This is a genomic window from Pseudomonas sp. GW821-FHT05D12 (genome assembly GCF_059419825.1).
Map to the genome: position 1 here is coordinate 1 of NZ_JBWKSN010000016.1, position 24867 is coordinate 24867.

Sequence of the window (24867 nt, forward strand, 5' to 3'; positions counted from 1 at the left end):
CCCCCCCCCCCCCCCCCCCCCCCCCCCCCCCCCCCCCCCCCCCCCCCCCCCCCCCCCCCCCCCCCCGCTCCCACATTGGATCGATGGTGCTTTTTAGATCACCACAAATCGACAAAACGGTTTACCGGTGTGGCTGCAAGCCCGTGTGCACGACACCGACCACTTGTGGGAGCTGGCTTGCCTGCGATCAATTCACCTCGGTCCCCAGGGAATCGAGGCGATGCCATCGCGGGCAAGCCCGGCTCCCACACAAGCCGGGTCCGGCACCGACCACCTGTGGGAGCTGGCTTGCCTGCGATGAATTCACCTCGGTGCCCCAGAAGTATCGAGGCGATGCCATCGCGGGCAAGCCCGGCTCTCACACAAGCTGGGTCCGACACGCTGGCTAGATCACGAACAAATCGACAAACCGGTTTACCGGCGTGCCTGCAAGCCCGTCTGCACGACACCGACCACCTGTGGGAGCTGGCTTGCCTGCGATGCATTCACCTCGGTACATCAGAAGTATCGAGGCGATGCCATCGCGGGCAAGCCCGGCTCCCACACAAGCCGGGTCCGACACGCTGGCTAGATCACGAATAAATCGACAAACCGGTTTACCGGTGTGGCTTCAAGCCGTGCCTGGTCTTTGCACAAGGCAAAAATCTCGGCGCTGCGCTGCGCGGTGAAGCGTGTGGCCAGGTTGGCCTTGAACTTGTCCTCCAGTAACGGAATGCCGTCCACCCGACGCCGACGATGTCCGATCGGGTATTCCACCGCGACCTGCTCGGTGCTGGAGCCGTCCTTGAAAAACACCTGCACTGCGTTGGCGATCGAGCGCTTGTCGGCTTCCAGGTATTCGCGGCTGTAGCGTGGGTCTTCGACGATGACCATCTTGTCGCGCAGTTCATCGATGATCGGGTGCGCCGCGTGGAAGTCATCTTCGTACTGCTCGGCCACCAGGTCGCCGAACACCAGCGGCACGGCGGTCATGTATTGCAGGCAGTGGTCACGGTCGGCGGCGTTGGCCAGTGGGCCGACTTTGGAAATGATGCGAATCGCCGACTCATGCGTGGTGATCACGATGCGTTCGATCTGGTGCAGGCGCTCCTTGACCTGCGGGTGCAAGGTCACCGCCGCCTCGCAGGCGGTTTGCGCGTGGAACTCGGCGGGGAAGCTGATTTTGAACAGCACGTTCTCCATCACATAGGTGCCATACGGCTGGGACAGGCTGAACGCACGCTTGTCTTCGGGCTTGAGGGCCAGGTCCTTGTTGGTGTGGCTGAACAGCACATCGTAGAACCCCCACTGCGGCGCACTCAGCACACCGGGGATGCCCATCTCACCGCGCAGGGCGATGTCCGCCAAGCGTACGCCACGGCTCGACGCGTCCCCCGCCGCCCAGGATTTGCGCGAGCCGGCGTTCGGCGCATGGCGGTAGGTGCGCAAGGCCTGGCCATCGACAAAGGCGTGAGACAGCGCCGCCAGCAGTTGTTCGCGATTGGCGCCCATCAGCTTGGCGGTGACGGCCGTCGAGGCGACTTTCACCAGCAGCACATGGTCAAGGCCGACGCGGTTGAAGGAGTTTTCCAGGGCAATCACGCCCTGGATCTCATGCGCCATGATCATCGCTTCCAGCACCGCGCGCACGGTCAGCGGCGTATCGCCATTGGCCACGCGTTTCTGCGAGAGGTGATCGGCCACGGCCAGGATGCCGCCGAGGTTATCCGACGGGTGGCCCCACTCGGCGGCGAGCCAGGTGTCGTTGTAGTCGAGCCAGCGCACGATGCAACCGATGTCCCAGGCCGCCTTGACCGGGTCGAGGCGAAACGACGTGCCCGGCACCCGCGCGCCGAACGGCACCACCGTGCCCTCGACCATCGGCCCCAGGTGCTTGGTGCACTCGGGGAAACGCAGGGCCAGCAGCCCGCAACCGAGGGTGTCCATCAGGCAGTTGCGGGCGGTGTCCAGTGCCGCCTCGGAATCGATCCGGTAATCGAGGACGTAGTCGGCGATGTCCTGCAACACCTGGTCGTAGTCAGGGCGGTTGTTCTGGTCGACGTTGGCGCTCATGGCAGTTCTCCAAAAGTTAGGGGTTGTTCCATCCTCAGGGTCAGGTTGATGTGTCATGGCAGGTCTGATTGCCTGCCTTGGTCCTACGCAAATCCTCGCCCCCTTTGCAGGCGCTGGCTTGCCGGCGATAGCGGTTTGTCAGTTCAGACAAGTGTGGCCTGACACGCCGTCATCGCGGGCAAGCCCGCTCCCACAAGGGAGCGGTGTTGACGTTAGAAAGCGTCGCCGGGAATGCGCACCCAGCCTTCCATCAATACCCGCGCACTGCGGCTCATGATGGCTTTTTTCACGACCCACTCACCGTTCACCTGGGTCGCTTCCGCGCCGACGCGCAAGGTGCCGGACGGATGCCCGAAGCGCACGGCATTACGCTCGATGCCGCCTGCAGCGAGGTTGACCAGCGTGCCGGAAATCGCCGCTGCCGTGCCGATCGCCACCGCGGCGGTGCCCATCATCGCGTGGTGCAGCTTGCCCATGGACAGTGCGCGCACCAGCAAATCCACATCGCCGGCCTTGATCGCCTTGCCGCTGGACGCCACGTAATCCGCAGGTTTAGCCACAAACGCGACCTTCGGCGTGTGTTGACGCTGGGCGGCTTCGTCCAGGTGCTTGATCAGGCCCATGCGCAACGCGCCATGGGCGCGCACGGTTTCGAACATCGCCAGCGCCTTGGGGTCACTGTTGATCGCGCCCTGCAGCTCGGTGCCGGTGTAGCCGAGGTCTTCGGCATTGATGAAAATCGTCGGGATGCCGGCGTTGATCAATGTCGCCTTGAAGGTGCCGATACCCGGAACTTCGAGGTCGTCGACCAGGTTGCCGGTAGGGAACATCGAGCCACCACCGCCCTCTTCTTCCGCCGCCGGATCGATGAACTCCAGCTGCACTTCGGCAGCCGGAAAGGTCACGCCATCCAGCTCGAAATCGCCGGTCTCCTGCACCGCGCCGTCAGTGATCGGCACGTGGGCGATGATGGTCTTGCCGATATTGGCCTGCCACACCCGCACCACGGCCACGCCGTTGTGAGGCACGCGCGCCGGGTCGACCAACCCGGCGCTGATGGCGAACGAGCCGACTGCCGCCGACAGGTTGCCGCAGTTGCCACTCCAGTCGACAAACGGCTTGTCGATGGAGACCTGGCCAAACAGGTAGTCCACGTCGTGATCGGCGCGGGTGCTTTTGGCGAGGATCACGCTCTTGCTGGTGCTCGACGTGGCGCCGCCCATGCCATCGATCTGTTTGTCATAGGGGTCGGGGCTGCCGATGACCCGTAACAGCAAGGCATCGCGTGCGGCGCCCGGCACCTGTGCCGCTTCGGGCAGGTCCTTGAGGCTGAAAAACACGCCCTTGCTGGTGCCGCCACGCATGTAGGTGGCGGGGATCTTGATTTGCGCTGCGTGTGCCATGGTTATCCTCTTCAGGCGGTCGCCGCCGATTCCAGGAAGTCCTGGGCAAAACGTTGCAACACGCCGCCCGCCTCGTAGATCGACACTTCTTCGGCGGTGTCCAGGCGGCAGGTCACCGGCACTTCGACACGTTCGCCATTCTTGCGGTTGATCACCAGGGTCAGCCGCGCACGCGGGGTGCGCTCGCCGACCACGTCATAGGTTTCGCTGCCGTCGATCTGCAGGGTGTGGCGGTCGGTGCCCGGCAGGAATTCCAGCGGCAACACGCCCATGCCCACCAGGTTGGTGCGGTGGATGCGCTCGAAGCCTTCGGCGGCAATCGCTTCCACACCGGCCAGGCGCACGCCCTTGGCCGCCCAGTCGCGGGACGAGCCCTGGCCGTAGTCGGCGCCGGCAATGATGATCAGCGGTTGCTTGCGTTCCATGTAGGTTTCGATGGCTTCCCACATCCGTGTGACCTGGCCTTCCGGCTCGATACGCGCCAGCGAACCCTGCTTGACCTTGCCGTTCTCCTGCACCATTTCATTGAACAGTTTCGGGTTGGCGAACGTCGCGCGCTGCGCGGTCAGGTGGTCGCCACGGTGCGTCGCGTACGAGTTGAAGTCGACTTCCGGCAGGCCCATCTTCGCCAGGTATTCGCCGGCGGCGCTGTCGAGCATGATCGCGTTGGACGGCGACAGGTGATCGGTGGTGATGTTGTCCGGCAGCACCGCCAGCGGACGCATGCCCTTGAGCGGACGGGCACCGGCCAGGGCGCCCTCCCAATACGGCGGACGGCGGATATAGGTGCTCTGCGGGCGCCACTCGTACAGCGGCGCCACTTTGGGGCCGGTGTCTTCGTGGATGGCGAACATCGGGATGTACACGGCGCGGAATTGCTCCGGCTTGACCGAGGCCTTGACCACGGCGTCGATTTCTTCATCGCTTGGCCAGATGTCCTGCAGGCGGATTTCCTTGCCCTCGGCGTCCAAGCCCAGCACATCCTTTTCGATGTCGAAACGGATGGTGCCGGCAATCGCGTACGCCACCACCAGCGGCGGTGAGGCCAGGAACGCTTGCTTGGCGTACGGGTGGATGCGCCCGTCGAAGTTGCGGTTGCCCGACAGCACGGCGGTGGCGTACAGGTCGCGGTCGATGATTTCCTGCTGGATCACCGGATCGAGTGCACCGGACATGCCGTTGCAGGTGGTGCAGGCGAAGGCCACCACGCCGAAGCCAAGCTTTTCCAGCTCATGGCCCAGGCCGGCTTCTTCCAGGTACATGGCCACGGTTTTCGAGCCCGGGGCCAGCGACGACTTGACCCACGGTTTGCGCGTCAAGCCGAGCTTGTTGGCGTTGCGCGCCAGCAGGCCGGCAGCGATCACGTTGCGCGGGTTGCTGGTGTTGGTGCAACTGGTGATGGCGGCGATGATCACCGCGCCGTCGGGCATTTGCCCCGGCACTTCATCCCATTGGCCGGAAATGCCTTTGGCAGCCAGGTCGCGCGTAGCGACGCGGGCGTGCGGGTTGCTCGGGCCGGCCATATTGCGCACGACGCTGGACAGGTCGAAGGTCAGGCCGCGCTCGTATTGCGCGCCCTTGAGGTCATCGCCCCACAAGCCGGTGTGGCGAGCGTACTGCTCGACCAGGGTGACTTGCTCGTCTTCGCGGCCAGTGAGTTTCAGGTAGGCGATGGTTTGCTGATCGATATAGAACATGGCCGCGGTGGCGCCGTATTCCGGCGCCATGTTGGAGATGGTCGCGCGGTCGCCCAGGGTCAGCTTCGAGGCGCCTTCGCCGAAAAATTCCAGCCACGCACCGACGACTTTCTGGTGACGCAGGAACTCGGTCAACGCCAGCACCATGTCGGTGGCGGTGATGCCCGGCAGCAGCTTGCCGGTCAGCTCTACACCGATGATTTCCGGCAGGCGCATCCACGACGCGCGACCGAGCATCACGCTCTCGGCTTCCAGGCCGCCGACGCCGATGGCGATCACGCCGAGGGCATCCACGTGTGGGGTATGGCTGTCGGTGCCGACGCAAGTGTCGGGGAAGGCCACGCCGTCGCGCACCTGGATCACCGGGGACATTTTCTCCAGGTTGATCTGGTGCATGATGCCGTTGCCTGGCGGGATCACGTCGACGTTCTTGAAGGCCTTTTTGGTCCACTCGATAAAGTGGAAACGGTCTTCGTTGCGGCGGTCTTCGATGGCGCGGTTTTTCTCGAAGGCGTCCGGGTCAAAACCACCGGCTTCGACCGCCAGGGAGTGATCGACGATCAGCTGAGTCGGCACCACCGGGTTGACCTGGGCCGGGTCGCCGCCTTGCAGGGCGATGGCATCGCGCAGGCCGGCGAGGTCCACCAGCGCGGTCTGGCCGAGGATGTCATGGCACACCACACGCGCCGGAAACCACGGGAAATCGAGGTCGCGCTTGCGCTCGATCAATTGGCTCAGGGAGGCGTTGAGAGTTGCCGGGTCGCAACGGCGTACCAGGTTCTCCGCAAGCACGCGGGAGGTGTAGGGCAAGGTGGCGTAGGCACCGGGGCTGATTGCATCGACAGCCGCGCGGGCGTCGTAGAAATCCAGGCGGCTGCCGGGGAGCGGTTTGCGAAATTCAGTGTTCATCATCAGGACTCGGTCACGGTAGTTACAAAAGAAGAACCGAAGCAGATCCAGAATTGGAATGTGATCAAAATGTGGGAGGGGGCAAGCCCCCTCCCACACTTGACCTCATACCCATTCCCGGATAGCCGGTTACCTCACTCAGCGACGTTCGATTGGCACGAACTTGCGCTGCTCGACGCCGATGTACTCGGCGCTCGGACGGATGATGCGGTTGTTGGCGCGCTGTTCGAACACGTGCGCAGCCCAGCCAGTGAGGCGCGAGCACACGAAGATCGGCGTGAACAGCTTGGTCGGGATGCCCATGAAGTGGTACGCCGAGGCATGGTAGAAGTCGGCATTCGGGAACAGCTTTTTCTGCTCCCACATGGTCTTGTCGATGGCTTCGGACACCGGGAACAGCACCTTGTCGCCTACTTCGTCGGCGAGTTTTTTCGACCAGCCCTTGATCACTTCATTACGCGGGTCGCTGTCTTTGTAGATCGCGTGGCCAAAGCCCATGATCTTGTCCTTGCGCGCCAGCATGCCGAGGGTGCCTTCGACAGCTTCCTCGGCCGAACCGAAGCGCTCGATCATTTCCATCGCCGCTTCGTTGGCGCCGCCGTGCAGCGGGCCACGCAGCGAGCCGATGGCGGCGGTGACGCAGGAATACAGGTCGGACAGGGTCGAGGCACACACGCGGGCGGTGAAGGTCGAGGCGTTGAACTCGTGCTCGGCGTAGAGGATCAGCGACACGTTCATGACTTTCACGTGCAGCTCGCTCGGCTTCTTGCCGTGCAGCAGGTGCAGGAAGTGGCCGCCAATGGTTGGCTCTTCGGTCACGCAGTCGATGCGCTTGCCGTCGTGGCTGAAGCGGTACCAGTAGCACATGATCGCCGGGAACGCGGCGAGCAGGCGATCGGTCACGTCGCGCTGCACGCTGAAGTCTTTTTCGGGTTCGATATTGCCCAGGAACGAGCAACCGGTGCGCATCACGTCCATCGGGTGTGCGTCAGCGGGGATGCGCTCCAGCACTTCTTTCAACGCTTGCGGCAGGTCGCGCAGCTTGCCCAGCTTGGCGCTGTAGGCGGCCAGCTCGGCTTTGGTCGGCAACTCGCCGTACAGCAGCAGGTAGGCAACTTCTTCAAACTGCGCATCGGCGGCCAGTTCGCGCACGTCGTAGCCGCGATAGGTCAGGCCGGCACCCGCCTGGCCCACGGTCGACAGTGCGGTCTGCCCGGCCACCTGGCCACGCAGGCCAGCGCCACTCAGTACTTTTGCTTCAGCCATGTCTGTTCTCCAATCTTGAATTTATTCGGGAGGCGTTCGTCAACCTCGACCCTGCAGGAGCCGGTTTGCCGGCTCCTGCAGGGTTGGCAGGCATTACTTTTTCGCGGCAAACAGTGCGTCGAGCTTCTGCTCGAAGGTGTGGTAGTCGATGCGATCGTAAAGCTCCATGCGGGTTTGCATGGTGTCGATCACGTTCTGTTGGGTGCCGTCGCGACGGATCGCGGTGTAGACATTCTCGGCGGCCTTGTTCATGGCGCGGAAAGCCGAGAGCGGGTACAGCACGATGGAAACATCGGCAGATTTCAACTGTTCGACGGTGTACAGCGGGGTCGCACCGAACTCGGTGATGTTGGCCAGGATCGGGGCTTTCACGCGGGAGGCGAACAGCTTGTACATGTCCAACTCGGTGATGGCTTCCGGAAACACCATGTCGGCGCCGGCCTCGATGCACGCGGCGGCACGCTCCAGGGCCGATTCCAGGCCTTCGACGGCCAGCGCGTCGGTGCGCGCCATGATCACGAAGCTGTCATCGGTGCGTGCATCCACGGCGGCCTTGATGCGGTCGACCATTTCCTGCTGCGACACGATTTCTTTATTAGGACGATGACCGCAGCGCTTGGCGCCCACCTGGTCTTCGATGTGGATGGCGGCGGCGCCAAACTTGATCATCGACTTGACGGTGCGCGCCACGTTGAACGCCGAGGAGCCGAAGCCGGTGTCCACGTCCACCAGCAGCGGCAGGTCGCACACGTCGGTGATGCGGCGCACGTCGGTGAGTACGTCGTCCAGGCCGGTGATGCCCAGGTCCGGCACGCCCAGGGAACCGGCAGCCACCCCGCCACCCGACAGGTAGATCGCCTTGAAACCGGCGCGCTTGGCCAGCAGCGCGTGGTTGGCGTTGATTGCACCGACCACCTGCAGCGGCTGCTCGCTGGCGACCGCGTCACGGAAACGCTGGCCTGGAGTGCTTTTGTTGTTAGAACTCATGACTCACCTCTTCAGGGGGGCGCCGTCGGGGAAATGACGGGCAATGTTGCGTTTGGAAGCGCCGATGTGCCGGCGCATCAACAATTCGGCCAGTTCGCCGTCGCGGTCAGCAATCGCATCCAGGATGCGATGGTGCTCGGCGAAGGCCTGGCGTGGACGATTGGGGGTGGCGGAAAACTGGATGCGGTACATGCGCACCAATTGGTACAGCTCGCCGCAGAGCATTTGGGTCAGGGTGCGATTACCGGCGCCTTGAATTATCCGGTAATGAAAATCGAAGTCGCCTTCCTGCTGGTAGTAGCCGAGGCCGGCCTGGAACGCTTCGTCGCGCTCATGGGTGTGCAGCACCTGGCGCAACTCCTCGATTTCCGCGTCGGTCATGCGCTCGGCGGCCAGGCGACACGCCATGCCTTCCAGCGACTCGCGGATTTCATACAGTTCGATCAGCTCGGCATGGCTCAACGACACGACCCGGGCGCCCACGTGGGGCACGCGCACCAGCAGGCGCTGGCCTTCCAGGCGGTGGATCGCCTCGCGCAACGGGCCACGGCTGATGCCGTAAGTGCGCGCCAGTTCCGGCTCGGAAATCTTGCTGCCGGGGGCGATCTCACCCTTGACGATGGCGGCCTGGATACGGCGAAAGACGTTCTCCGACATCGTTTGGGATTCGTCCGACGCGATTATCGGAGCTTCTGGCTGACCCAGCATATTGTCGACACCTTCAAAAGCAATGCCGCAAAAACTAGCTAATCAGGCCTGCTTAGTCAAAGAATAAATCCACATTGTCGACAATCGTCTAATAACCCTTGATGCACCCGCCCCCGGCATGGCCGGCTGCCAGCGCTGGCGCCAAAAAAGCATCATGTTAGAATGCCCGCCGCATTTGCCTGACATCGCTTGATGAAACGGCGCACCAGAGATTGAGCAGCAATGCCAGTCGCCATGAATGGAACATCGCACTGCACCGCCTCAGGATCTATGAGACTCAAGCCCTTCCCCCTGTTTTGCCTACTGTTCGTCCCCGGTCTTGGCATTGCCGCCGAGAAGACCGTGTATGGCCTCAACGAATACGCCCAATTGGCCGGCATCGACCTCGAAGTCGCGGCCAAGCTGGACACGGGCGCCAAGACCGCGTCCCTCAGCGCCCGTGACATCAAGCGCTTCAAGCGCAACGGCGAGTCCTGGGTGCGCTTCTACCTGGCGATCGACACCGCCCACTCCCATCCCATCGAACGCCCCCTGGCCCGCGTCAGCAAGATCAAGCGCCGCGCCGGTGACTACGACCCCGATGAGGACAAGAACTACACTGCCCGCCCGGTGATTGCGCTCGACATCTGCATGGGCACCGCTTTACGCAGCATCGAAGTGAACTTGACTGACCGCAGCGCCTTCCAATACCCGCTGCTGATCGGCTCCGAAGCGTTGAAACGCTTTGATGCGCTGGTCGACCCCAGTCTTAAATATGCAGCAGGCAAACCCGCCTGCGCCGCCGACGCTCATACCGCCGAGTAAACCGAATGCGCTCTCTGACCCTGCACCTGAAAATCCTCATCACCATCCTGGTGGTGCTGGGTATTTCGGTCACCGCCTACCAGATCTTCGTGCTGGGGATTCCCGTTACCGAGGACGCCACTGACGACTTGTGGAACATCGACGCCAAGGTCGAGTTCGTCGCCAACCCCAAGGACCCGGTGAAGATCCAGATGTTCGTGCCGCCGCTGAGCCGCGACTTCGTCAGCCTCAATGAAAGCTTCATCTCCAATAACTATGGGGTGAGCGTCAATCGCATCGACGGCAACCGCAAGGTCACCTGGTCCGCGCGTCGGGCCAAGGGCAACCAGACCCTCTACTATCGCCTGGTATTGACCAAGCGCTACAGCGGCGAAAAGGTCAAGGTCAAGGGCCCGACCTTCCGCGACAGCATTGCCGTGGAAGGCCCGGAAAAAATCGCCGCCGAAGCCCTGCTGGCGCCGATTCGCCAGCACTCGGCCGACGTCGAGACCTTTATCAGCGAAGCCATCAAGCGCACCAACAACCTCAACGACGACAACGTCAAGCTGCTGCTGGCGGGCGACCCGTCGACGCCGCACAAGGCCAAGATCGTCGAGTTGCTGCTGTCCATCGCCCATGTGCCGGTGGAAAAAGTCCACACCATTCGCCTGGTGGCCGACCAGCCGCAAGCCCCGGAACTGTGGCTGCGCAGCTTCAATGGCAATGACTGGCTGTACTTCAACCCGGAGACCGGCGAGCAAGGCCTGCCCGCCGACCGCCTGCTGTGGTGGACCGGCGATGAAAACCTGATCACCGTGGATGGCGGCAAGAAAGCCATGGTCACCTTCAGCCTGAACAACAGCGAGATGAACGCCATTCGCCTGGCCAAGCTGACCGACGAGAACACCGACGCCAACTTCCTCGAGTACTCGCTGTACGGCTTGCCGCTGCAAACCCAGCAGACCTTCATGATCATGGTGATGATCCCGATCGGCGTGCTGGTGATCCTGATCCTGCGCAACCTGATCGGCCTGCAGACCCTCGGCACGTTCACGCCGGTGCTGATCGCCCTGGCGTTCCGCGAGACGCAGTTGGGCTTCGGGATTGTGCTGTTCACCATTATTACCGCGCTGGGGCTGTCCCTGCGTTCCTACCTGGAACACTTGAAGCTGCAGATGCTGCCGAGGCTCTCGGTGGTGCTGACCTTCGTGGTGGTGCTGATCGCCGCCATCAGCCTGTTCAGCCACAAGCTGGGGCTTGAGCGCGGCCTGTCGGTGGCGCTGTTCCCGATGGTGATCCTGACCATGACCATCGAACGACTGTCGATCACCTGGGAAGAACGCGGCGCCAACCATGCGCTGAAAGTCGCGATCGGCACGCTGTTCGCCGCCTCCCTGGCGCACCTGATCATGAGCGTGCCGGAGCTGGTCTACTTCGTGTTCACCTTCCCGGCGATCCTGCTGATCCTGGTGGGCTTCATGCTGGCCATGGGGCGTTATCGCGGCTACCGCCTGACCGAACTGGTGCGCTTCAAGGCTTTCCTGAAGGCTGACTCGTAATGTTCGGCTTCTGGAAGACCTGGAAGGCCCTCGAAGCGCGGGGGATCATGGGCATCAACCGGCGTAATGCCGACTACGTGCTCAAGTACAACAAGCGCAGCCTGTACCCGATCGTGGATGACAAGATCATTACCAAGGAACGGGCCATGGCTGCCGGCATCCACGTGCCGGAAATGTACGGGGTGATTTCCACCGAGAAGGAAATCGACAAGCTCGACGAGATCATCGGCGGGCGCAGCGACTTCGTGATCAAGCCGGCGCAGGGCGCCGGCGGCGACGGCATCCTGGTGGTGGCGGACCGTTTTGAGGGCCGCTACCGCACGGTGTCGGGCAAGATCATCAGCCATGAAGAGATCGAGCACCAGATTTCCAGCATCCTCACCGGCCTGTACTCCCTGGGCGGCCACCGCGACCGTGCGCTGATCGAATACCGCGTGGTGCCCGACCAGATCTTCAAGAGCATCAGCTACGAAGGCGTGCCGGATATCCGCATCATCGTGCTGATGGGCTACCCGGTAATGGCCATGCTGCGCCTGCCGACCCGCCAGTCCGGCGGCAAGGCCAACCTGCACCAGGGCGCGATCGGTGTGGGTGTCGACCTGGCCACCGGCCTGACCTTGCGCGGCACCTGGCTGAACAACATCATCACCAAACACCCCGACACCACCAACGCGGTGGATGGCGTGCAACTGCCCAACTGGGACGGTTTCATGAAGCTCGCGGCCGGCTGCTATGAGCTGTGCGGGCTGGGTTATATCGGCGTGGACATGGTGCTGGACCAGGAGAAAGGGCCGCTGATTCTGGAACTGAATGCGCGGCCGGGGCTGAATATCCAGATCGCCAACGACTGCGGCCTGACCCTGCGCACCCACGCGGTCGAAGCGCGACTGGAAACACTCAAAGCCGCCGGCGTGACGGAAACCGCCGAGGAGCGAGTGAAGTTTGTGCAGGAGATGTTCGGGCATATACCGCTGGTGGAAGGCTGAGGGCATCATCGCCGGCTTGCCGGCGATAGCAGCCTGGGTAGCAATGAAGCGCTCAGGATAGGTCCTCGATCTAACTATCCCCGACATCCCCCCTAGGACGAGATCCTACAGAAGACTACAATCCCCTCCCTCCAAGCCAACGGCTGATCCACCCCGCATGTCGACCTGCTCCGTACACCCAGTGCCCTACCGGGCCAACCCCGCCGAGTATTTTGCGGCGATCCGCCATGCCCCTGGCGCGGTGCTGCTCGACAGCGGCCGCCCCTCAGCCGAGCGCGGTCGTTACGACGTGCTCAGCGCCTGGCCACTGGCGACGTTGACGGTACAACCTGACGAAAGCGGCAGCGATTTCCTGCAGCGTCTACGCGAAAACCTGACACAGCTGGGTGAGGCGGCGATTCCCCAAGGTCTGGAGCTGCCGTTTGCCGGAGGCCTGATTGGCTACCTGAGTTACGACTTTGGCCGGCATCTGGAACACATGCCGCAGCTGGCCGTGGACGATTTGCACCTGCCGGACGCACGCTTTGGGCTGTACGCCTGGGCACTGATCAGTGATCACCTGAAGCAGACCAGCCAACTGGTGTTTCATCCCTCGCTGGCCGACAGCGAGCGCCAACGGCTGACGGCGCTGTTCAGCCAGGGCGTTGTCGACACCGCCGCGACCTTCAAACTCCAGGGGCCAATGGCGCCGGACCTCAGCGCCGAGGCCTATCGCCAAGCCATCGTGCGCATCCAGGACTATATCCAGGCCGGCGACTGCTACCAGGTCAACTTCGCCCAGCGTTTCCGCGCGCCGTGCACCGGCGATCCCTGGGCGGCTTACTGCGCGTTGCGCGAAGCCTGCCCCACGCCATTCTCAGGGTTCCAGAGCCTGCCGGATGACGGCGCGCTACTCAGCCTGTCGCCGGAGCGTTTCGTGCACATCAGCGAGCGCCGCGTCGAAACCCGTCCGATCAAGGGCACCCGCCCCCGGGGCCTCACGCCAGAGGAAGACGCGACCAACGCCGCCGAACTGCTGGCCAGCCCCAAGGATCGCGCGGAGAACCTGATGATCGTCGACCTGCTGCGCAACGACCTCGGTCGCACCTGCCGTACCGGCTCGGTGCATGTCCCGGAACTGTTCAGCCTGGAAAGCTACCCCAACGTGCACCACCTGGTGAGCAGCGTGACCGGCGAATTGGCCGACACCAAGGATGCCCTCGACCTGATCGCCGGCAGCTTCCCCGGCGGCTCCATCACCGGCGCCCCGAAGATTCGCGCAATGCAGATCATCGACGAGCTGGAACCGACCCGACGCGGCCTGTACTGCGGCTCGCTGGTGTACCTGGACGTGCGCGGCGAGATGGACAGCTCCATCGCCATCCGCAGTTTGCTGGTCAAGGACGGGCAGGTGTGCTGCTGGGGCGGCGGCGGGATCGTCGCGGACTCGCAGTGGGAGGCCGAATATCAAGAGTCGCTGACCAAGGTACGGGTGTTGTTACACACTTTGGAAAACCTGTAGGGCGGTCTTTCCGGCCTCCTGGCCACCCTGGCAAAAACCTGAATCAGAGTCGTTGTGGACGGCGCATGGGCGGGCGGATAGCGTCAACCGTCCACCAGCCCACTGTGAAGGATCACATGAAGCGACTGCCAGCTCGTCAGAAATCATTTCCGCGATTGCATCTCTGCCTACCTGCACCTATGATCTCCCAAATTGGGAGGTTACAGCGATGCGGATAATCGCCCTCTCTACCTTACGAATATTCTGGGAAAGCCATCCCGCCCAGGCAGACGCCAAAACGCCGCTGATCGAGTTGTATCGTCATATGGAAAAGGCCGTTTACCCAACGCCACAAGCACTCAAGGCCGAGCTCAGGACCGCGAGCATTCTCAAGGGCGGCAGGGTGGTGTTCAACGTGGGTGGCAACAAATATCGAGTGATCATGGCGATCGATTATCAGCGACAGCTTGGGTTCATACGTTTCGTAGGGACTCACTCGCACTACGACCAGATCAATGCGGAGACCGTGTGATGAACATCAAACCGATACATTCCCAGGAGGACCTGACCGCTGCGCTTGCCCGCGTGGAACAGATCTGGGGAGCAGCGATGGGCTCACCTGAGGGTGACGAGCTGGAAATCCTCGCAATACTCATCGAAAAGTACGAGGCGGAGCATTTTCCAATGCCGCCTTCGGACCCGGTGGAGGCGATCAAATTTCGCATGGAGCAACTGGGCATGACCGCCCGTGATCTTGAGCCCTTCATTGGGACGAGCGGGCGAGTTTCCGAAGTGCTGAATCACAAGCGCAAGCTGAGCCTTTCGATGATCAAGCGCTTGCATGAAGGCCTGTGCATTCCTTACGAGCGGCTGCTGGCAGGGGCATAGAATCTTTCACCAGCAAGCCGGCGCCTACATGGATTACACATGACCTGCAGGCGCCGGCTTGCCAGGGATAGTCGTTACAGGCTCAACTGCCGATTCGAGGCCTTGATGAACTCTTTCTTCAAATCCTCGAACGTATGCACCGCCGGGAATTGCGGGAACTCACGAATCACATTCTCCGGCGCATGGAACAAAATCCCACGGTCGGCTTCGCCCAGCATGCTGGTGTCGTTGTAGGAATCGCCAGCGGCGATCACGCGGTAGTAGAGCGTCTTGAACGCCAGCACCGATTGGCGCTTGGGGTCTTTCTGGCGCAGTTGATAGCTGACCACGCGGTCGTTTTCGTCGGTGATGAGGCGGTGGCACAACAACGTCGGGAAGCCCAGCTGACGCATCAGCGGCTGCGAGAACTCGTAGAAGGTGTCGGACAGGATCACCACCTGGAAGCGTTCGCGCAGCCAATTGACGAACTCAATGGCGCCGTCCAGCGGCTTGAGGGTGGCGATCACTTCCTGGATGTCTGCGAGTTTCAGCCCGTGTTCGTCGAGGATGCGCAGGCGTTGCTTCATCAGCACGTCGTAGTCGGGAATGTCCCGGGTGGTGGCCCGCAAAGATTCAATACCGGTTTTTTCGGCGAAGGCGATCCAGATTTCCGGAACCAACACCCCTTCCAGGTCAAGACAGGCAATTTCCACAAGACGCTCCCATTGGTTTTATTGAATTGAGCCAGCAAAAAAGGACTGCCGAACTCTAGCGATTCAAGCCCGCCGCCGCAACGCAGGGCGGATTTTGATACCATCACTTCCCTATAGAGCGCTCAGCGCCACTGACCTGTAGGAACCGTCCTGATGAACCAAGCCTTCGACGTCGCTGAACTCGCCGCGACTTACACCAACAAATCCGCCCAGGATATTCTCAAGCTGGCTTTCAGCCAGTTCGCTGATGACCTGTGGATTTCCTTCAGCGGCGCCGAGGACGTGGTGCTGGTGGACATGGCCTGGAAGCTCAACAAGAACGTCAAGGTGTTCAGCCTCGACACCGGCCGCCTGCACCCGGAGACCTATCGGTTCATCGAGCAGGTGCGCGATTTCTACAAGATCGATATCGAACTGATCTCGCCGGACCAGAGCAAACTGGAACCTTTCGTCAAAGAGAAAGGCCTGTTCAGCTTCTACAAGGACGGCCATGGCGAATGCTGCGGCGTGCGCAAGATCGAGCCGTTGCGTCGCAAGCTCTCGGGCGTCAGCGCCTGGGCTACCGGCCAGCGCCGTGACCAGAGCCCTGGCACACGCAGCCAGGTGGCGGCACTCGAAATCGATACGGCGTTTTCCACCCCGGAACGCACCCTGTACAAGTTCAACCCGCTCGCCCAGATGACCAGCGAAGAAGTCTGGGGCTACATCCGCATGCTCGAACTGCCCTACAACAGCCTGCACGAACGCGGCTTCATCAGCATCGGCTGCGAACCCTGCACCCGCCCGGTGCTGCCGAACCAGCACGAGCGCGAAGGCCGCTGGTGGTGGGAAGAAGCCACGCAGAAGGAATGCGGGCTGCACGCCGGGAACATCATCAGCAAGGCCTGAGGGCCGACTTGGTTAAAAATCTGGGAGCGGGCTCGCCGTAGCAAGCCCGCCCTACATTTGTTGTTTATTACCAGCAATCATGTACACACAGATGTAACCATCGGTGCCATTTATGTGTGCAACTTTTTCTGAGCCCGCACCATAACGTAACACCTCGACACGCCCTTCCCTTCCCCTCCTGAATCGACCCCAGGCAGCGTAAAAATAAATAGCTGTTCGAACGGTCAATTTATATCGCTTTAGATTCAGCTAGTTATTTACCAACCCTGCAAAAACGAAATTACCCGACGTTTTCATAGAACGAAAACTGGCACGCATGTGGCTTAAGGTGAAAAACGCTTTGTATACAATAAATACAAAACCTACATACACTTTGCCATCAGCGGCTTGCCTGCCGATGTGCTGGAGCCTGCCGGAATGCGTACTAGTCTCTCCAATAATATCGCACTGGATCTGCCCTCCTCCCTGAGCTCCGAGACCACAGGTCCCGGCCCGCTGGTACTGAGCCCGCGCCTGCACAACAAGGACCTGGCGCCCACCAAGGTCGAAGGCCGGCGCTGGGGCCGCTACAGCATCTTTGCGCTGTGGACCAACGATGTGCACAACATTGCCAACTACTCGTTCGCCATTGGCTTGTACGCCCTGGGCCTGGGTGGCTGGCAGATCCTGTTGTCCCTGGGAATCGGCGCAGCGCTGGTGTATTTCTTCATGAACCTGTCGGGGTACATGGGGCAGAAGACCGGCGTGCCGTTTCCCGTGATCAGCCGTATCAGTTTCGGCATCCATGGCGCGCAGATCCCGGCACTGATCCGCGCGGTGATTGCGATTGCCTGGTTCGGTATCCAGACCTACCTGGCCTCGGTCGTTTTCCGCGTGTTGCTTACCGCCATTCATCCAGGCTTCGCCGCCTATGACCACAACTCGATCCTGGGCCTGTCGTCCCTTGGCTGGGCGTGTTTTGTCGCGATCTGGCTGGTACAGCTGGTGATCCTGGCCTACGGCATGGAGATGGTGCGGCGCTATGAAGGCTTCGCCGGGCCGGTGATTCTGCTGACGGTGGCCTCGCTGGCCGGCTGGATGTACTTCCAGGCGGGCGGCAACATTGCCTGGTCGATCCGTGAACCGCTGAGCGGCGGCGAGATGTGGCGCAATATCTTTGCCGGTGGCGCGCTGTGGCTGGCGATCTACGGCACGCTGATCCTCAACTTCTGCGACTTCGCCCGCTCCTCGCCATGCCGCAAGACCATCCTGGTCGGCAACTTCTGGGGCCTGCCGGTGAATATCCTGGTGTTCGCGGCGATCACCGTGCTGCTCTGCGGCGGGCAGTTCCAGCTCAATGGCCGGGTGATCGAAAGCCCCACCGAAATCATCGCGGCCATCCCCAATACGTTTTTCCTGGTGCTCGGTTGCCTGGCGTTCCTGATCGTCACCGTGGCGGTGAACATCATGGCCAACTTTGTCGCGCCGGCCTTTGTGCTGAGCAACCTGGCGCCCAAGTACCTGAACTTCCGCCGCGCCGGGTTGATCAGCGCCACCGTGGCGGTGCTGATCCTGCCGTGGAATCTCTACAACAGCCCGCTGGTGATCGTGTATTTCCTCTCTGGCCTGGGCGCGCTGCTGGGGCCGTTGTACGGGGTGATCATGGTCGATTACTGGTTGATCCGTAAAAGCCAGGTGGACGTGCCGCAGCTGTATAGCGAAGACCCGAAAGGCGTTTATTACTACAGCCGTGGGGTGAATATGCGTGCGGTCGCGGCGTTCATTCCTGCAGCGGTGATCGCCATCCTGTTGGCGCTGTTGCCGGGATTTGCCAGCGTCTCGCCGTTTTCCTGGCTGTTTGGCGCCGGTATTGCAGGGCTGCTGTACCTGCTGATCGCCAAGCGCCAGGCGTTCTACGCCGATATCAGCGGCGAAAGCATTGCAGTCGATAACGTCAGTCATTAATCAAGGACCTTCCATGCGTATCCTCGTGGTCAACGTCAACACCACCGAATCCATCACCGAGACCATTGCCCAGCAGGCACGCGCTGTGGCGGCACCGGGCACCGAGATTGTCGGGCTCACGCCGTACTTCGGTGCGGAGTCGGTGGAGGGCAACTTTGAAAGCTACCTGGCCGCCATCGCCGTGATGGACCGCGTGATGGCCTACGACCAGCCGTTTGATGCGGTGATCCAGGCCGGCTACGGCGAACACGGCCGTGAAGGTTTGCAGGAATTGTTGAACGTGCCGGTGGTGGACATCACCGAAGCGGCCGCCAGCACCGCGATGTTTCTCGGTCACGCCTATTCGGTGGTGACCACCCTGGACCGTACCGTGCCGCTGATCGAGGACCGCCTGAAACTCGCCGGCCTGTACCAGCGCTGCGCCTCGGTGCGCGCCAGTGGCATGGCCGTATTGGAGCTGGAAGAAAACCCGCTGGCGGCCATGGAAGCCATTGTGCGCCAGGCAGAGTTGGCCATCAGCGAGGACAAGGCCGAGGTGATCTGCCTGGGTTGCGGCGGCATGGCCGGGCTGGATGAGCAGATTCGCCAGCGCACCGGGGTGCCGGTGGTGGATGGCGTGACGGCGGCGGTGACCATCGCCGAATCCCTGGTGCGGCTGGGGTTGTCGACGTCGAAGATTCGTACGTATGCCACGCCGCGGCCGAAGAAAGTTATCGGCTGGCCGGGCAGGCTGGGTCGGTAGACCGAGGTGGGGCTATCGCAGGCAAGCCAGCTCCCACATTGGAATGGGGTCGACAGGGCAAGTTTGGCCGGTAGACCTAGGTGGGGGTATCGCAGGCAAGCCAGCTCCTACATTGGAATGGTGTCGACCGGGCAGGTTCGGTCGGTAGACCGAGGTGAGGCTATCGCAGGCAAGCCAGCTCCCACATTGGAATGGTGTCGACAGGGCAGGTTTGATCGGTAGACCGAGGTGGGGATATCGCAGGCAAGCCAGTTCCTACATTGGAATGGGGTCGGTTGTGGGAGCCGGGCTTGCCCGCGATGGCGTCGCCGCGGTTCAAGGGCGGGTCAAATCGCGCTGAATCGCTGGCCCAACTGGCGCTCGGCAAACTGCTCGATGATGAAGTCCACAAACGCCCGGGTCTTGCCCGGCAGCAGTTTGTGTTCGGCGTAGTAGATCGAGATAGTGCCGTCATCGACGTACCAGTCGGGCAGCACCCGCACGACCTCGCCGCTGTCGAGAAACGGCACGGCCATCGGCATGCTCACCAGCGCGATGCCCAGGCCTTGGGCGCTGGCGCAGCAGGCGGCTTCCGAGTCGCTCATGGTCATGCCGGGCTTGAGCACCAACGGGCGCTGTTCGCGCCCGATACTGGTAAGTTGCCAGGAGCGAATGCGCCCGGTTTGCGGCGAGCGGATCAGGATGCCCTTGCAGCGGGCCAGGTCTTCAGGCGAAAGGACCGGCGGGCGCCGCGCCAGGTAATCCGGCGAGGCCACCAGCACCCGATGCGCCGGCGACAGCTTGCGGGCGACCACCCCTTGCGGCAGCTCGAAACCACCGCCGATCGCGGCATCAAAGCCTTGGCCGATCAGGTCGACCTGGCGGTTATCGAAATGCCAGTCCGGGCTGATGTCCGGAAAGCGCCGCATGAACTCTCCCAGCAGTGGCACCACATACCGATTGCCGAACACCGTGCCCATGCTGACCTTGAGCGTGCCTACCGGCCGCCCTTCGGCGCTGGCCAGGTTGGCCACGGCATTCTGGATGGTGGTAAGGCTGGCGCTGACTTCTTCGAGGAACAGTTTGCCGGCTTCGGTCAGGGTCAGGCGCCGGGTGCTGCGCTGGAACAGGCGCACGCCGAGGCGCGCTTCCAGCTTGGCGACGCTTTTGCCGACCGCTGCCGGAGTCAGGCTCAGGTGTCGCGCCGCCTCGGCAAAACTGCCGCCCTCGGCGCTGCGCACGAAGCATTCGATACTGCCAAAGCTTTCCATATCAACCCATTCAAAACTTTTGGTTTACACAGACTATAGCAATCACGGTCTACCGGGTGGCCGGGGTGAGGTCGATACTCGCCTCATCAACTACTCGGAGATCGACATGACTACACAAAACCTCACCGGCAAAGTCGCCTTGATCCAAGGCGGTTCTCGCGGCATCGGCGCCGCCATCGTCAAGCGCCTGGCCGCACAAGGCGCAGCGGTCGCCTTTACTTACGTCAGCTCGGCCGCCAAGGCGCAAGCCCTGCAGGACAGCGTAATCAGCGAAGGCGGCAAGGCCTTGGCGATTCACGCCGACAGCGCCGATGCCACGGCGATTCGCAACGCCGTCAATGCCACCGTCGAAGCCTTCGGGCGCCTGGATATCCTGGTGAACAACGCCGGCGTACTGGCCATCGCGCCGCTGGAAGATTTCACCTTGGAGGATTTCGACCAGACCCTGGCGATCAACGTGCGCAGTGTATTTATCGCGACCCAAGAAGCGGCCAGGCACATGGGCGAAGGCGGCCGGGTGATCAATATCGGCAGCACCAATGCCGAGCGCATGCCGTTTGGTGGCGGTGGCCCGTACGCGATGAGCAAGGCGGCGCTGGTGGGACTGACCAAAGGCCTGGCGCGCGACCTGGGGCCACGGGGCATTACCATCAACAACGTGCAGCCGGGTCCGGTGGACACCGACATGAACCCTGCAGACAGTGACTTCGCCGAAAGCCTGATCGGCTTGATGGCCGTGGGCCGTTACGGGCATGTCGAAGAGATTGCGAGTTTCGTCGCGTATCTCGCCGGGCCTGAGGCCGGTTACATCACCGGGGCAAGCCTGACCATTGATGGCGGTTTCAGCGCATAACCCTTGCAGGAGCCCGGCGTGCCGGCGATGGCGATCTTGAGAACGCCATCGCCGGCAAGCCGGGCTCCTGCAGTTGATTGTGGGATTTAATTGAACGGCGGCAGGCCATACGCAGCCAGGTCAAACTCCGCGAGTTTGCGGATGATCTGGTCGGCGTGGTGGTACTTGCTGTCGGCCATGGCTTCGTCGGGCACCGCAATGGCGGTCATGTGGGCGGCCTTCGCGGCGGTCACACCGAACGGCGAATCCTCGAACACCAGGCAATCTTCAGGCGCCACGCCGAGTCGGCGCGCGGCGGTGAGGAAGATATCCGGCGCTGGCTTGGCGGCACCGACTTCCGGGTCGTCAGCCGTCACAATGGTGTCGAACAACCCGAACCACTCGCGGTGCAACGTGGTTTTGTGGCCAAACGAATTGCGCGACGAACTGGTGCCCACGGCAATCGGGATGTTGTGCGCCTTCAAGTGCCGCACCAGCGCTTCGGCGCCAGGCATGCCCAGGGCCTTGGGAAAGCGCTCGCTCATCAGCGGTTCGCGGATCTCGAGAAACTCGGCCGGGGTAATCGGCAGGTCCAGCGCCTTGACCACATAATCGGCCAGGTCCTGGGCACCGCGTCCGATGATGTGCTGCTTGATGCCCCAGTCGTAGGTACGCCCGTAGCGTTCGGCGATGATCTGCGTGACTTCGGTGTAGATGCCTTCCGTGTCCAGCAACAATCCGTCCATATCAAAAATCACGGCCTTGATCGGACCGACTGCAGTACGCGGCGCATTCATCAGTAAAACACCCTGGGGAAGGACTAAAAGGATTCAGCACAATAGCGGCCCGGGTTGCCTGCAAGCAACCACCGCGGCCACGATTACCTTCGTCCCCCCCAAGGCTCACTCAGGAAAATCCGCCCCCTGCGTCACGTCCGCCCACGCTTCAAAGTCGGCACTCAATGCCTTGACCTTGGAGCGTGCAAAGCCCAGTGCAGCCTTGCCCAACAGCAAGCGCAGCGGCGGCTGCTCGGCCTCCACTGCCTTGACGATGGCAATCGCCGCGCGCACCGGATCACCCGGTTGCTTGCCGCTGTAATTGCGCACGGTGCTGGCACGGGCCGCCGCGGTATCGCGGTAGTCATCGATGGCGTGCGCGGCCTCGTTGGCCGAACGTCCAGCCCAGTCGGTACGGAACGGCCCCGGCTCCACCAGCAGGACCTTGATCCCCAGCGGCGCGACTTCCTGGGACAGCGCTTCGGACAAACCCTCCACGGCAAACTTGGTGGCGTTGTAGAAACTCAGGGAAGGGAACGCAGCAATACCGCCCACCGAAGAAATATTCACCACCGTGCCCGAGCGCCGCGCACGCATGCCGGGCAGTACCGCGCGGGTCATGGCGCTGAGGCCCCACACGTTGATTTCGAACATGCGGCGCACTTCATCCAACTGGCTTTCTTCGAACGCGCCGAAGTAACCGATCCCGGCATTGTTGACCAGCACATCGATATGCCCGAAGTGCGCGTGCGCCGCCTGCACCGCCGCCTCGACCTGGGCCTGGTCCGTCACGTCCAGGGTCAGCACCAATGCGTGGTCTTCGTGGCCGGCAACGATGTCCTGCACCTGTTGCGGATTGCGCGCGGTCACCACCGTCGGGTAGCCGAGGCTCAAGGTGTGCAACGCCAATTGACGGCCGAAACCGGTGGAGCAACCGGTGATAAACCAGACAGGTTTTGCAGTTGAATCGGTCATGAAGGGCATTCCTCGTGAGGTGAGGAAAAAAGTATGCGCGCGGGTGTTCTTGTTAAAAAGATGCATAATCCGCAAGCCCCTTTCGGAAAAACCACACAATGGACGCGCCGGATTTCCAGCAATTGCGCCTGTTCCTACAGGTCGCGCGCACCAAAAGCTTCACCCAGGCGGCGGATGCCGTCAGCCTGTCGGTGTCGACCGTCAGCCAGCGCGTCGGCGCCCTGGAAAAACAGCTGGGTGTGCGCCTACTCAATCGCACCACCCGCAGCGTCAGCCTGACCGAGGCCGGCACACAGCTGCTGGAAAAAATCACGCCGCTGCTCGAAGAGCTGGAAACCAGTTTGCACAGTGTCGCCGCCGCTACCGTCGAGGCCAGCGGCACCTTGCGCCTCAACATCCCCTCCACCGCCAGCCGCATGGTGCTGCAACCGCTGTTGCAGGGTTTCCTGCACAAACACCCGGGGATCAATCTGGAAGTGGCCGTGGATAACGCGTTGGTCGATATCGTCGCCCAGGGCTTCGATGCGGGAATCCGCTACGACCACGTGCTGGCCGAGGACATGGTGGTGATCCCGGTGGCCCGGCAACTGCGCTTTGTGATTGTCGCCACTCCCGGCTACTTGCAGGGGCGCAACGTGCCGACCCATCCTCACGATTTGCTCGAGCATGAATGCGTCAACTACCGCAGTGCGCAAACCGGCCTGATGCACCGCTGGGATTTCGAAAAAGACGGCAAACCGCTGCGGGTCACGGTCAAGGGCCGACTGGCGACCAATGACATCGAACTGATGATCAGGGGCGCACTCGACGGCTTCGGCTTTGCCTACGTGGCGCGCTCCAGTGTCGAGGCGTATTTGCACAGCGGCGAGTTGGTGGAAGTCCTGGGCGACTGGATTACCCACAGCGCGCTGTATTTGTACTACTTCAACCGCAGCAACACGCCAAAGAAACTGCGGGTGTTTATCGACTACCTGCAACAACAACTCGGCGACTGACCCAGGCCCACTTAAAAGCGAACCCATCATGCTCTATCGCGTTATAGCCGACGGCCTCGTGCTGTTTCACCTGTGCTTCATCCTGTTCGTGCTGTTCGGCGGACTGCTGGCCCTCAAGTGGCGGCCCGTGATGTGGCTGCACCTGCCCGCCGCCGCGTGGGGCGTGGCGGTGGAGGTGTTCCACCTGCCCTGCCCGCTGACCCGCTGGGAAAACCTGTTTCGCCACCTCGCCGGACAGGACGGCTATGCCGGCGGATTCATCGAGCACTACATCCTCACGCTGATCTACCCGGCCGGGCTGACGCCACAGATCCAGCTGGGGCTGGGCGCGCTGGTGCTGCTGATCAACGCGGCGGTGTATGTGCGCTTGATCAGGCGCAGGTAGGAAATTTGCAGCGTTACGTACAGGATTGAGACAGCTGGCGTGGTGAAGAATCAGACTCCCTCATTCCGTTCGTAGACGCGCCCATGTCCGAAGCCTTCGAAGTCCCCAGCCCCCACGAAAAACACCTCGAACACACCACCGAACATGCCCACGGCCGCGGGGATAATTTCGCCAGCCGCATCGCCGTGATGACCGCGCTCATGGCCACCCTCGGTGCCATGCTCAGCTACCAGGCCGGTTCCACCGAAAGCGAAGCGGCGATGGACAAGAACAACGCCGCCATCATCAAGACTGAAGCGGCCAACCAATGGAACTACTACCAGGCCAAATCCAGCCGACAAAACCTGGCGGAACTGGCCACGCATATCCCCGGTGTGGACGCTACGCATTACAAGGATGAGATCGAGCGCTACAAAAGCCAGAAGGAAGACGTGCGCAAGCAGGCGGAGAAACTTGAAGCCACCTCGAAGGAATGGGACGAGAAATCCGAACAGGCGCTGCACCAGCATCACCGCTGGGCCCAGGCGATGACCGCGATCCAGATCGCGATTTCGCTGGCGGCGATCACCTTGCTGACGCGCAAGGAGTGGCTTAAACGGATGTCCTACACGGCCGGCGGCATCGCCTTGGTATTGGGCGGCCTGGCGTGGCTGCACGTCTGAACCTGCAG

Annotated in this window: 23 protein-coding genes; 13 read left to right on the top strand and 10 right to left on the bottom strand. The window is 62.0% G+C overall.

Annotated elements, in window-relative coordinates:
* Positions 1–567: 567 nt before the first annotated feature.
* The 6 genes from prpD to AC07SI_RS25705 all read right to left on the bottom strand — a co-directional run bounded on the left by prpD (position 568) and on the right by AC07SI_RS25705 (position 9022).
* Complete coding sequence (prpD, locus tag AC07SI_RS25680; protein WP_495006755.1) at positions 568–2052, bottom strand: 2-methylcitrate dehydratase; 1485 nt, start codon at positions 2050–2052, stop codon at positions 568–570.
* 212 nt (positions 2053–2264) lie between these two features.
* Complete coding sequence (prpF, locus tag AC07SI_RS25685) at positions 2265–3455, bottom strand: 2-methylaconitate cis-trans isomerase PrpF (RefSeq protein ID WP_065909506.1); 1191 nt, start codon at positions 3453–3455, stop codon at positions 2265–2267.
* Between the two features lie 11 nt (positions 3456–3466).
* Positions 3467–6061, bottom strand: coding sequence for a Fe/S-dependent 2-methylisocitrate dehydratase AcnD (gene acnD / locus AC07SI_RS25690; protein ID WP_495006756.1), 2595 nt, complete (start codon positions 6059–6061; stop codon positions 3467–3469).
* Between the two features lie 138 nt (positions 6062–6199).
* Entirely contained in the window at positions 6200–7327 is a 1128-nt protein-coding gene (prpC, locus tag AC07SI_RS25695) for a bifunctional 2-methylcitrate synthase/citrate synthase (RefSeq protein WP_120449478.1), read from the bottom strand.
* Between the two features lie 93 nt (positions 7328–7420).
* Positions 7421–8314 carry a methylisocitrate lyase gene (prpB, locus tag AC07SI_RS25700; RefSeq protein WP_065909500.1) on the bottom strand — a complete coding sequence of 298 codons (894 nt, stop codon included), beginning with the start codon at positions 8312–8314 and terminating at the stop codon, positions 7421–7423.
* Between the two features lie 3 nt (positions 8315–8317).
* The gene (locus AC07SI_RS25705) at positions 8318–9022 is read right to left on the bottom strand and encodes a GntR family transcriptional regulator (RefSeq protein WP_065909498.1); all 705 of its coding nucleotides are present in this window, start codon (positions 9020–9022) and stop codon (positions 8318–8320) included.
* 270 nt (positions 9023–9292) lie between these two features.
* On the opposite strand from AC07SI_RS25705, the gene rloA reads away from it, so the two are divergent.
* From rloA to AC07SI_RS25735, 6 genes are all read left to right on the top strand, one after another.
* Complete coding sequence (gene rloA, locus AC07SI_RS25710) at positions 9293–9826, top strand: retropepsin-like aspartic peptidase RloA (RefSeq protein ID WP_065909496.1); 534 nt, start codon at positions 9293–9295, stop codon at positions 9824–9826.
* A 5-nt stretch (positions 9827–9831) separates the two neighbouring features.
* Positions 9832–11364, top strand: coding sequence for an osmotic stress tolerance membrane protein RloB (rloB, locus tag AC07SI_RS25715; RefSeq protein ID WP_065909494.1), 1533 nt, complete (start codon positions 9832–9834; stop codon positions 11362–11364).
* Positions 11364–12350 (top strand): alpha-L-glutamate ligase-like protein, encoded by a 987-nt coding sequence (locus AC07SI_RS25720; protein WP_106802933.1) that lies wholly within the window; start codon positions 11364–11366, stop codon positions 12348–12350. The genes rloB and AC07SI_RS25720 overlap by 1 nt, the downstream gene beginning before the upstream one ends.
* A 157-nt stretch (positions 12351–12507) precedes the next feature.
* Positions 12508–13851, top strand: a complete 1344-nt coding sequence (pabB, locus tag AC07SI_RS25725; RefSeq protein ID WP_495006757.1) for an aminodeoxychorismate synthase component I — start codon at positions 12508–12510, stop codon at positions 13849–13851.
* Positions 13852–14059: 208 nt separating this feature from the next.
* Positions 14060–14362: a type II toxin-antitoxin system HigB family toxin gene (locus AC07SI_RS25730; protein WP_065909487.1), complete on the top strand. Its 303-nt coding sequence runs from the start codon at positions 14060–14062 to the stop codon at positions 14360–14362.
* A complete protein-coding gene (locus AC07SI_RS25735; RefSeq protein ID WP_106802931.1) occupies positions 14362–14718 on the top strand; it encodes a helix-turn-helix domain-containing protein in 357 nt (118 codons plus the stop codon). The genes AC07SI_RS25730 and AC07SI_RS25735 overlap by 1 nt, the downstream gene beginning before the upstream one ends.
* A gap of 74 nt (positions 14719–14792) precedes the next feature.
* Here AC07SI_RS25735 and thrH read toward each other — a convergent pair whose 3' ends face one another.
* Entirely contained in the window at positions 14793–15410 is a 618-nt protein-coding gene (gene thrH, locus AC07SI_RS25740; RefSeq protein WP_106802930.1) for a bifunctional phosphoserine phosphatase/homoserine phosphotransferase ThrH, read from the bottom strand.
* A gap of 153 nt (positions 15411–15563) precedes the next feature.
* Between thrH and AC07SI_RS25745 the strand changes: the two genes are divergently transcribed.
* From AC07SI_RS25745 to AC07SI_RS25755, 3 genes are all read left to right on the top strand, one after another.
* A complete protein-coding gene (locus tag AC07SI_RS25745) occupies positions 15564–16298 on the top strand; it encodes a phosphoadenylyl-sulfate reductase (protein WP_495006758.1) in 735 nt (244 codons plus the stop codon).
* Between the two features lie 417 nt (positions 16299–16715).
* A complete protein-coding gene (locus AC07SI_RS25750) occupies positions 16716–18242 on the top strand; it encodes an NCS1 family nucleobase:cation symporter-1 (protein WP_495006759.1) in 1527 nt (508 codons plus the stop codon).
* A gap of 13 nt (positions 18243–18255) precedes the next feature.
* Complete coding sequence (locus tag AC07SI_RS25755; RefSeq protein ID WP_201145713.1) at positions 18256–18984, top strand: aspartate/glutamate racemase family protein; 729 nt, start codon at positions 18256–18258, stop codon at positions 18982–18984.
* Positions 18985–19310: 326 nt separating this feature from the next.
* Here the strand turns inward: AC07SI_RS25755 and AC07SI_RS25760 are convergent, their stop codons facing one another.
* The gene (locus tag AC07SI_RS25760; RefSeq protein ID WP_495006760.1) at positions 19311–20234 is read right to left on the bottom strand and encodes a LysR family transcriptional regulator; all 924 of its coding nucleotides are present in this window, start codon (positions 20232–20234) and stop codon (positions 19311–19313) included.
* 106 nt (positions 20235–20340) lie between these two features.
* On the opposite strand from AC07SI_RS25760, the gene AC07SI_RS25765 reads away from it, so the two are divergent.
* On the top strand, positions 20341–21087 hold the full coding sequence (locus AC07SI_RS25765; RefSeq protein ID WP_106802926.1) for a 3-oxoacyl-ACP reductase family protein: 747 nt from the start codon (positions 20341–20343) through the stop codon (positions 21085–21087).
* Positions 21088–21173: 86 nt separating this feature from the next.
* On the opposite strand, the gene AC07SI_RS25770 is transcribed toward AC07SI_RS25765, so the two are convergent.
* Positions 21174–21863, bottom strand: a complete 690-nt coding sequence (locus AC07SI_RS25770) for an HAD-IA family hydrolase (RefSeq protein ID WP_106802925.1) — start codon at positions 21861–21863, stop codon at positions 21174–21176.
* Positions 21864–21968: 105 nt separating this feature from the next.
* Positions 21969–22817 (bottom strand): oxidoreductase, encoded by an 849-nt coding sequence (locus AC07SI_RS25775; protein WP_262133419.1) that lies wholly within the window; start codon positions 22815–22817, stop codon positions 21969–21971.
* A 98-nt stretch (positions 22818–22915) separates the two neighbouring features.
* On the opposite strand from AC07SI_RS25775, the gene AC07SI_RS25780 reads away from it, so the two are divergent.
* From AC07SI_RS25780 to AC07SI_RS25790, 3 genes are all read left to right on the top strand, one after another.
* A complete protein-coding gene (locus tag AC07SI_RS25780) occupies positions 22916–23812 on the top strand; it encodes a LysR family transcriptional regulator (protein ID WP_201145715.1) in 897 nt (298 codons plus the stop codon).
* Between the two features lie 28 nt (positions 23813–23840).
* On the top strand, positions 23841–24197 hold the full coding sequence (locus AC07SI_RS25785) for a DUF2784 domain-containing protein (RefSeq protein ID WP_106802922.1): 357 nt from the start codon (positions 23841–23843) through the stop codon (positions 24195–24197).
* Positions 24198–24280: 83 nt separating this feature from the next.
* Positions 24281–24859: a DUF4337 domain-containing protein gene (locus AC07SI_RS25790; RefSeq protein WP_495006761.1), complete on the top strand. Its 579-nt coding sequence runs from the start codon at positions 24281–24283 to the stop codon at positions 24857–24859.
* Positions 24860–24867 lie beyond the last annotated feature (8 nt).

Excerpts from the sequence above, each read along its gene's own strand:
- AC07SI_RS25745 (WP_495006758.1), top strand. The coding sequence starts at position 15,564 with ATGAACCAAGCCTTCGACGTCGCTGAACTCGCCGCGACTTACACCAAC.
- AC07SI_RS25720 (WP_106802933.1), top strand. The coding sequence starts at position 11,364 with ATGTTCGGCTTCTGGAAGACCTGGAAGGCCCTCGAAGCGCGGGGGATC.
- acnD (WP_495006756.1), bottom strand. The coding sequence starts at position 6,061 with ATGAACACTGAATTTCGCAAACCGCTCCCCGGCAGCCGCCTGGATTTC.
- AC07SI_RS25755 (WP_201145713.1), top strand. The coding sequence starts at position 18,256 with ATGCGTATCCTCGTGGTCAACGTCAACACCACCGAATCCATCACCGAG.
- prpD (WP_495006755.1), bottom strand. The coding sequence starts at position 2,052 with ATGAGCGCCAACGTCGACCAGAACAACCGCCCTGACTACGACCAGGTG.
- AC07SI_RS25790 (WP_495006761.1), top strand. The coding sequence starts at position 24,281 with ATGTCCGAAGCCTTCGAAGTCCCCAGCCCCCACGAAAAACACCTCGAA.
- AC07SI_RS25770 (WP_106802925.1), bottom strand. The coding sequence starts at position 21,863 with ATGAATGCGCCGCGTACTGCAGTCGGTCCGATCAAGGCCGTGATTTTT.
- AC07SI_RS25760 (WP_495006760.1), bottom strand. The coding sequence starts at position 20,234 with ATGGAAAGCTTTGGCAGTATCGAATGCTTCGTGCGCAGCGCCGAGGGC.
- AC07SI_RS25780 (WP_201145715.1), top strand. The coding sequence starts at position 22,916 with ATGGACGCGCCGGATTTCCAGCAATTGCGCCTGTTCCTACAGGTCGCG.
- AC07SI_RS25730 (WP_065909487.1), top strand. The coding sequence starts at position 14,060 with ATGCGGATAATCGCCCTCTCTACCTTACGAATATTCTGGGAAAGCCAT.
- AC07SI_RS25765 (WP_106802926.1), top strand. The coding sequence starts at position 20,341 with ATGACTACACAAAACCTCACCGGCAAAGTCGCCTTGATCCAAGGCGGT.
- prpF (WP_065909506.1), bottom strand. The coding sequence starts at position 3,455 with ATGGCACACGCAGCGCAAATCAAGATCCCCGCCACCTACATGCGTGGC.
- prpB (WP_065909500.1), bottom strand. The coding sequence starts at position 8,314 with ATGAGTTCTAACAACAAAAGCACTCCAGGCCAGCGTTTCCGTGACGCG.
- AC07SI_RS25785 (WP_106802922.1), top strand. The coding sequence starts at position 23,841 with ATGCTCTATCGCGTTATAGCCGACGGCCTCGTGCTGTTTCACCTGTGC.
- rloB (WP_065909494.1), top strand. The coding sequence starts at position 9,832 with ATGCGCTCTCTGACCCTGCACCTGAAAATCCTCATCACCATCCTGGTG.
- AC07SI_RS25775 (WP_262133419.1), bottom strand. The coding sequence starts at position 22,817 with ATGACCGATTCAACTGCAAAACCTGTCTGGTTTATCACCGGTTGCTCC.
- rloA (WP_065909496.1), top strand. The coding sequence starts at position 9,293 with ATGAGACTCAAGCCCTTCCCCCTGTTTTGCCTACTGTTCGTCCCCGGT.
- AC07SI_RS25750 (WP_495006759.1), top strand. The coding sequence starts at position 16,716 with ATGCGTACTAGTCTCTCCAATAATATCGCACTGGATCTGCCCTCCTCC.
- AC07SI_RS25735 (WP_106802931.1), top strand. The coding sequence starts at position 14,362 with ATGAACATCAAACCGATACATTCCCAGGAGGACCTGACCGCTGCGCTT.
- AC07SI_RS25705 (WP_065909498.1), bottom strand. The coding sequence starts at position 9,022 with ATGCTGGGTCAGCCAGAAGCTCCGATAATCGCGTCGGACGAATCCCAA.
- prpC (WP_120449478.1), bottom strand. The coding sequence starts at position 7,327 with ATGGCTGAAGCAAAAGTACTGAGTGGCGCTGGCCTGCGTGGCCAGGTG.
- pabB (WP_495006757.1), top strand. The coding sequence starts at position 12,508 with ATGTCGACCTGCTCCGTACACCCAGTGCCCTACCGGGCCAACCCCGCC.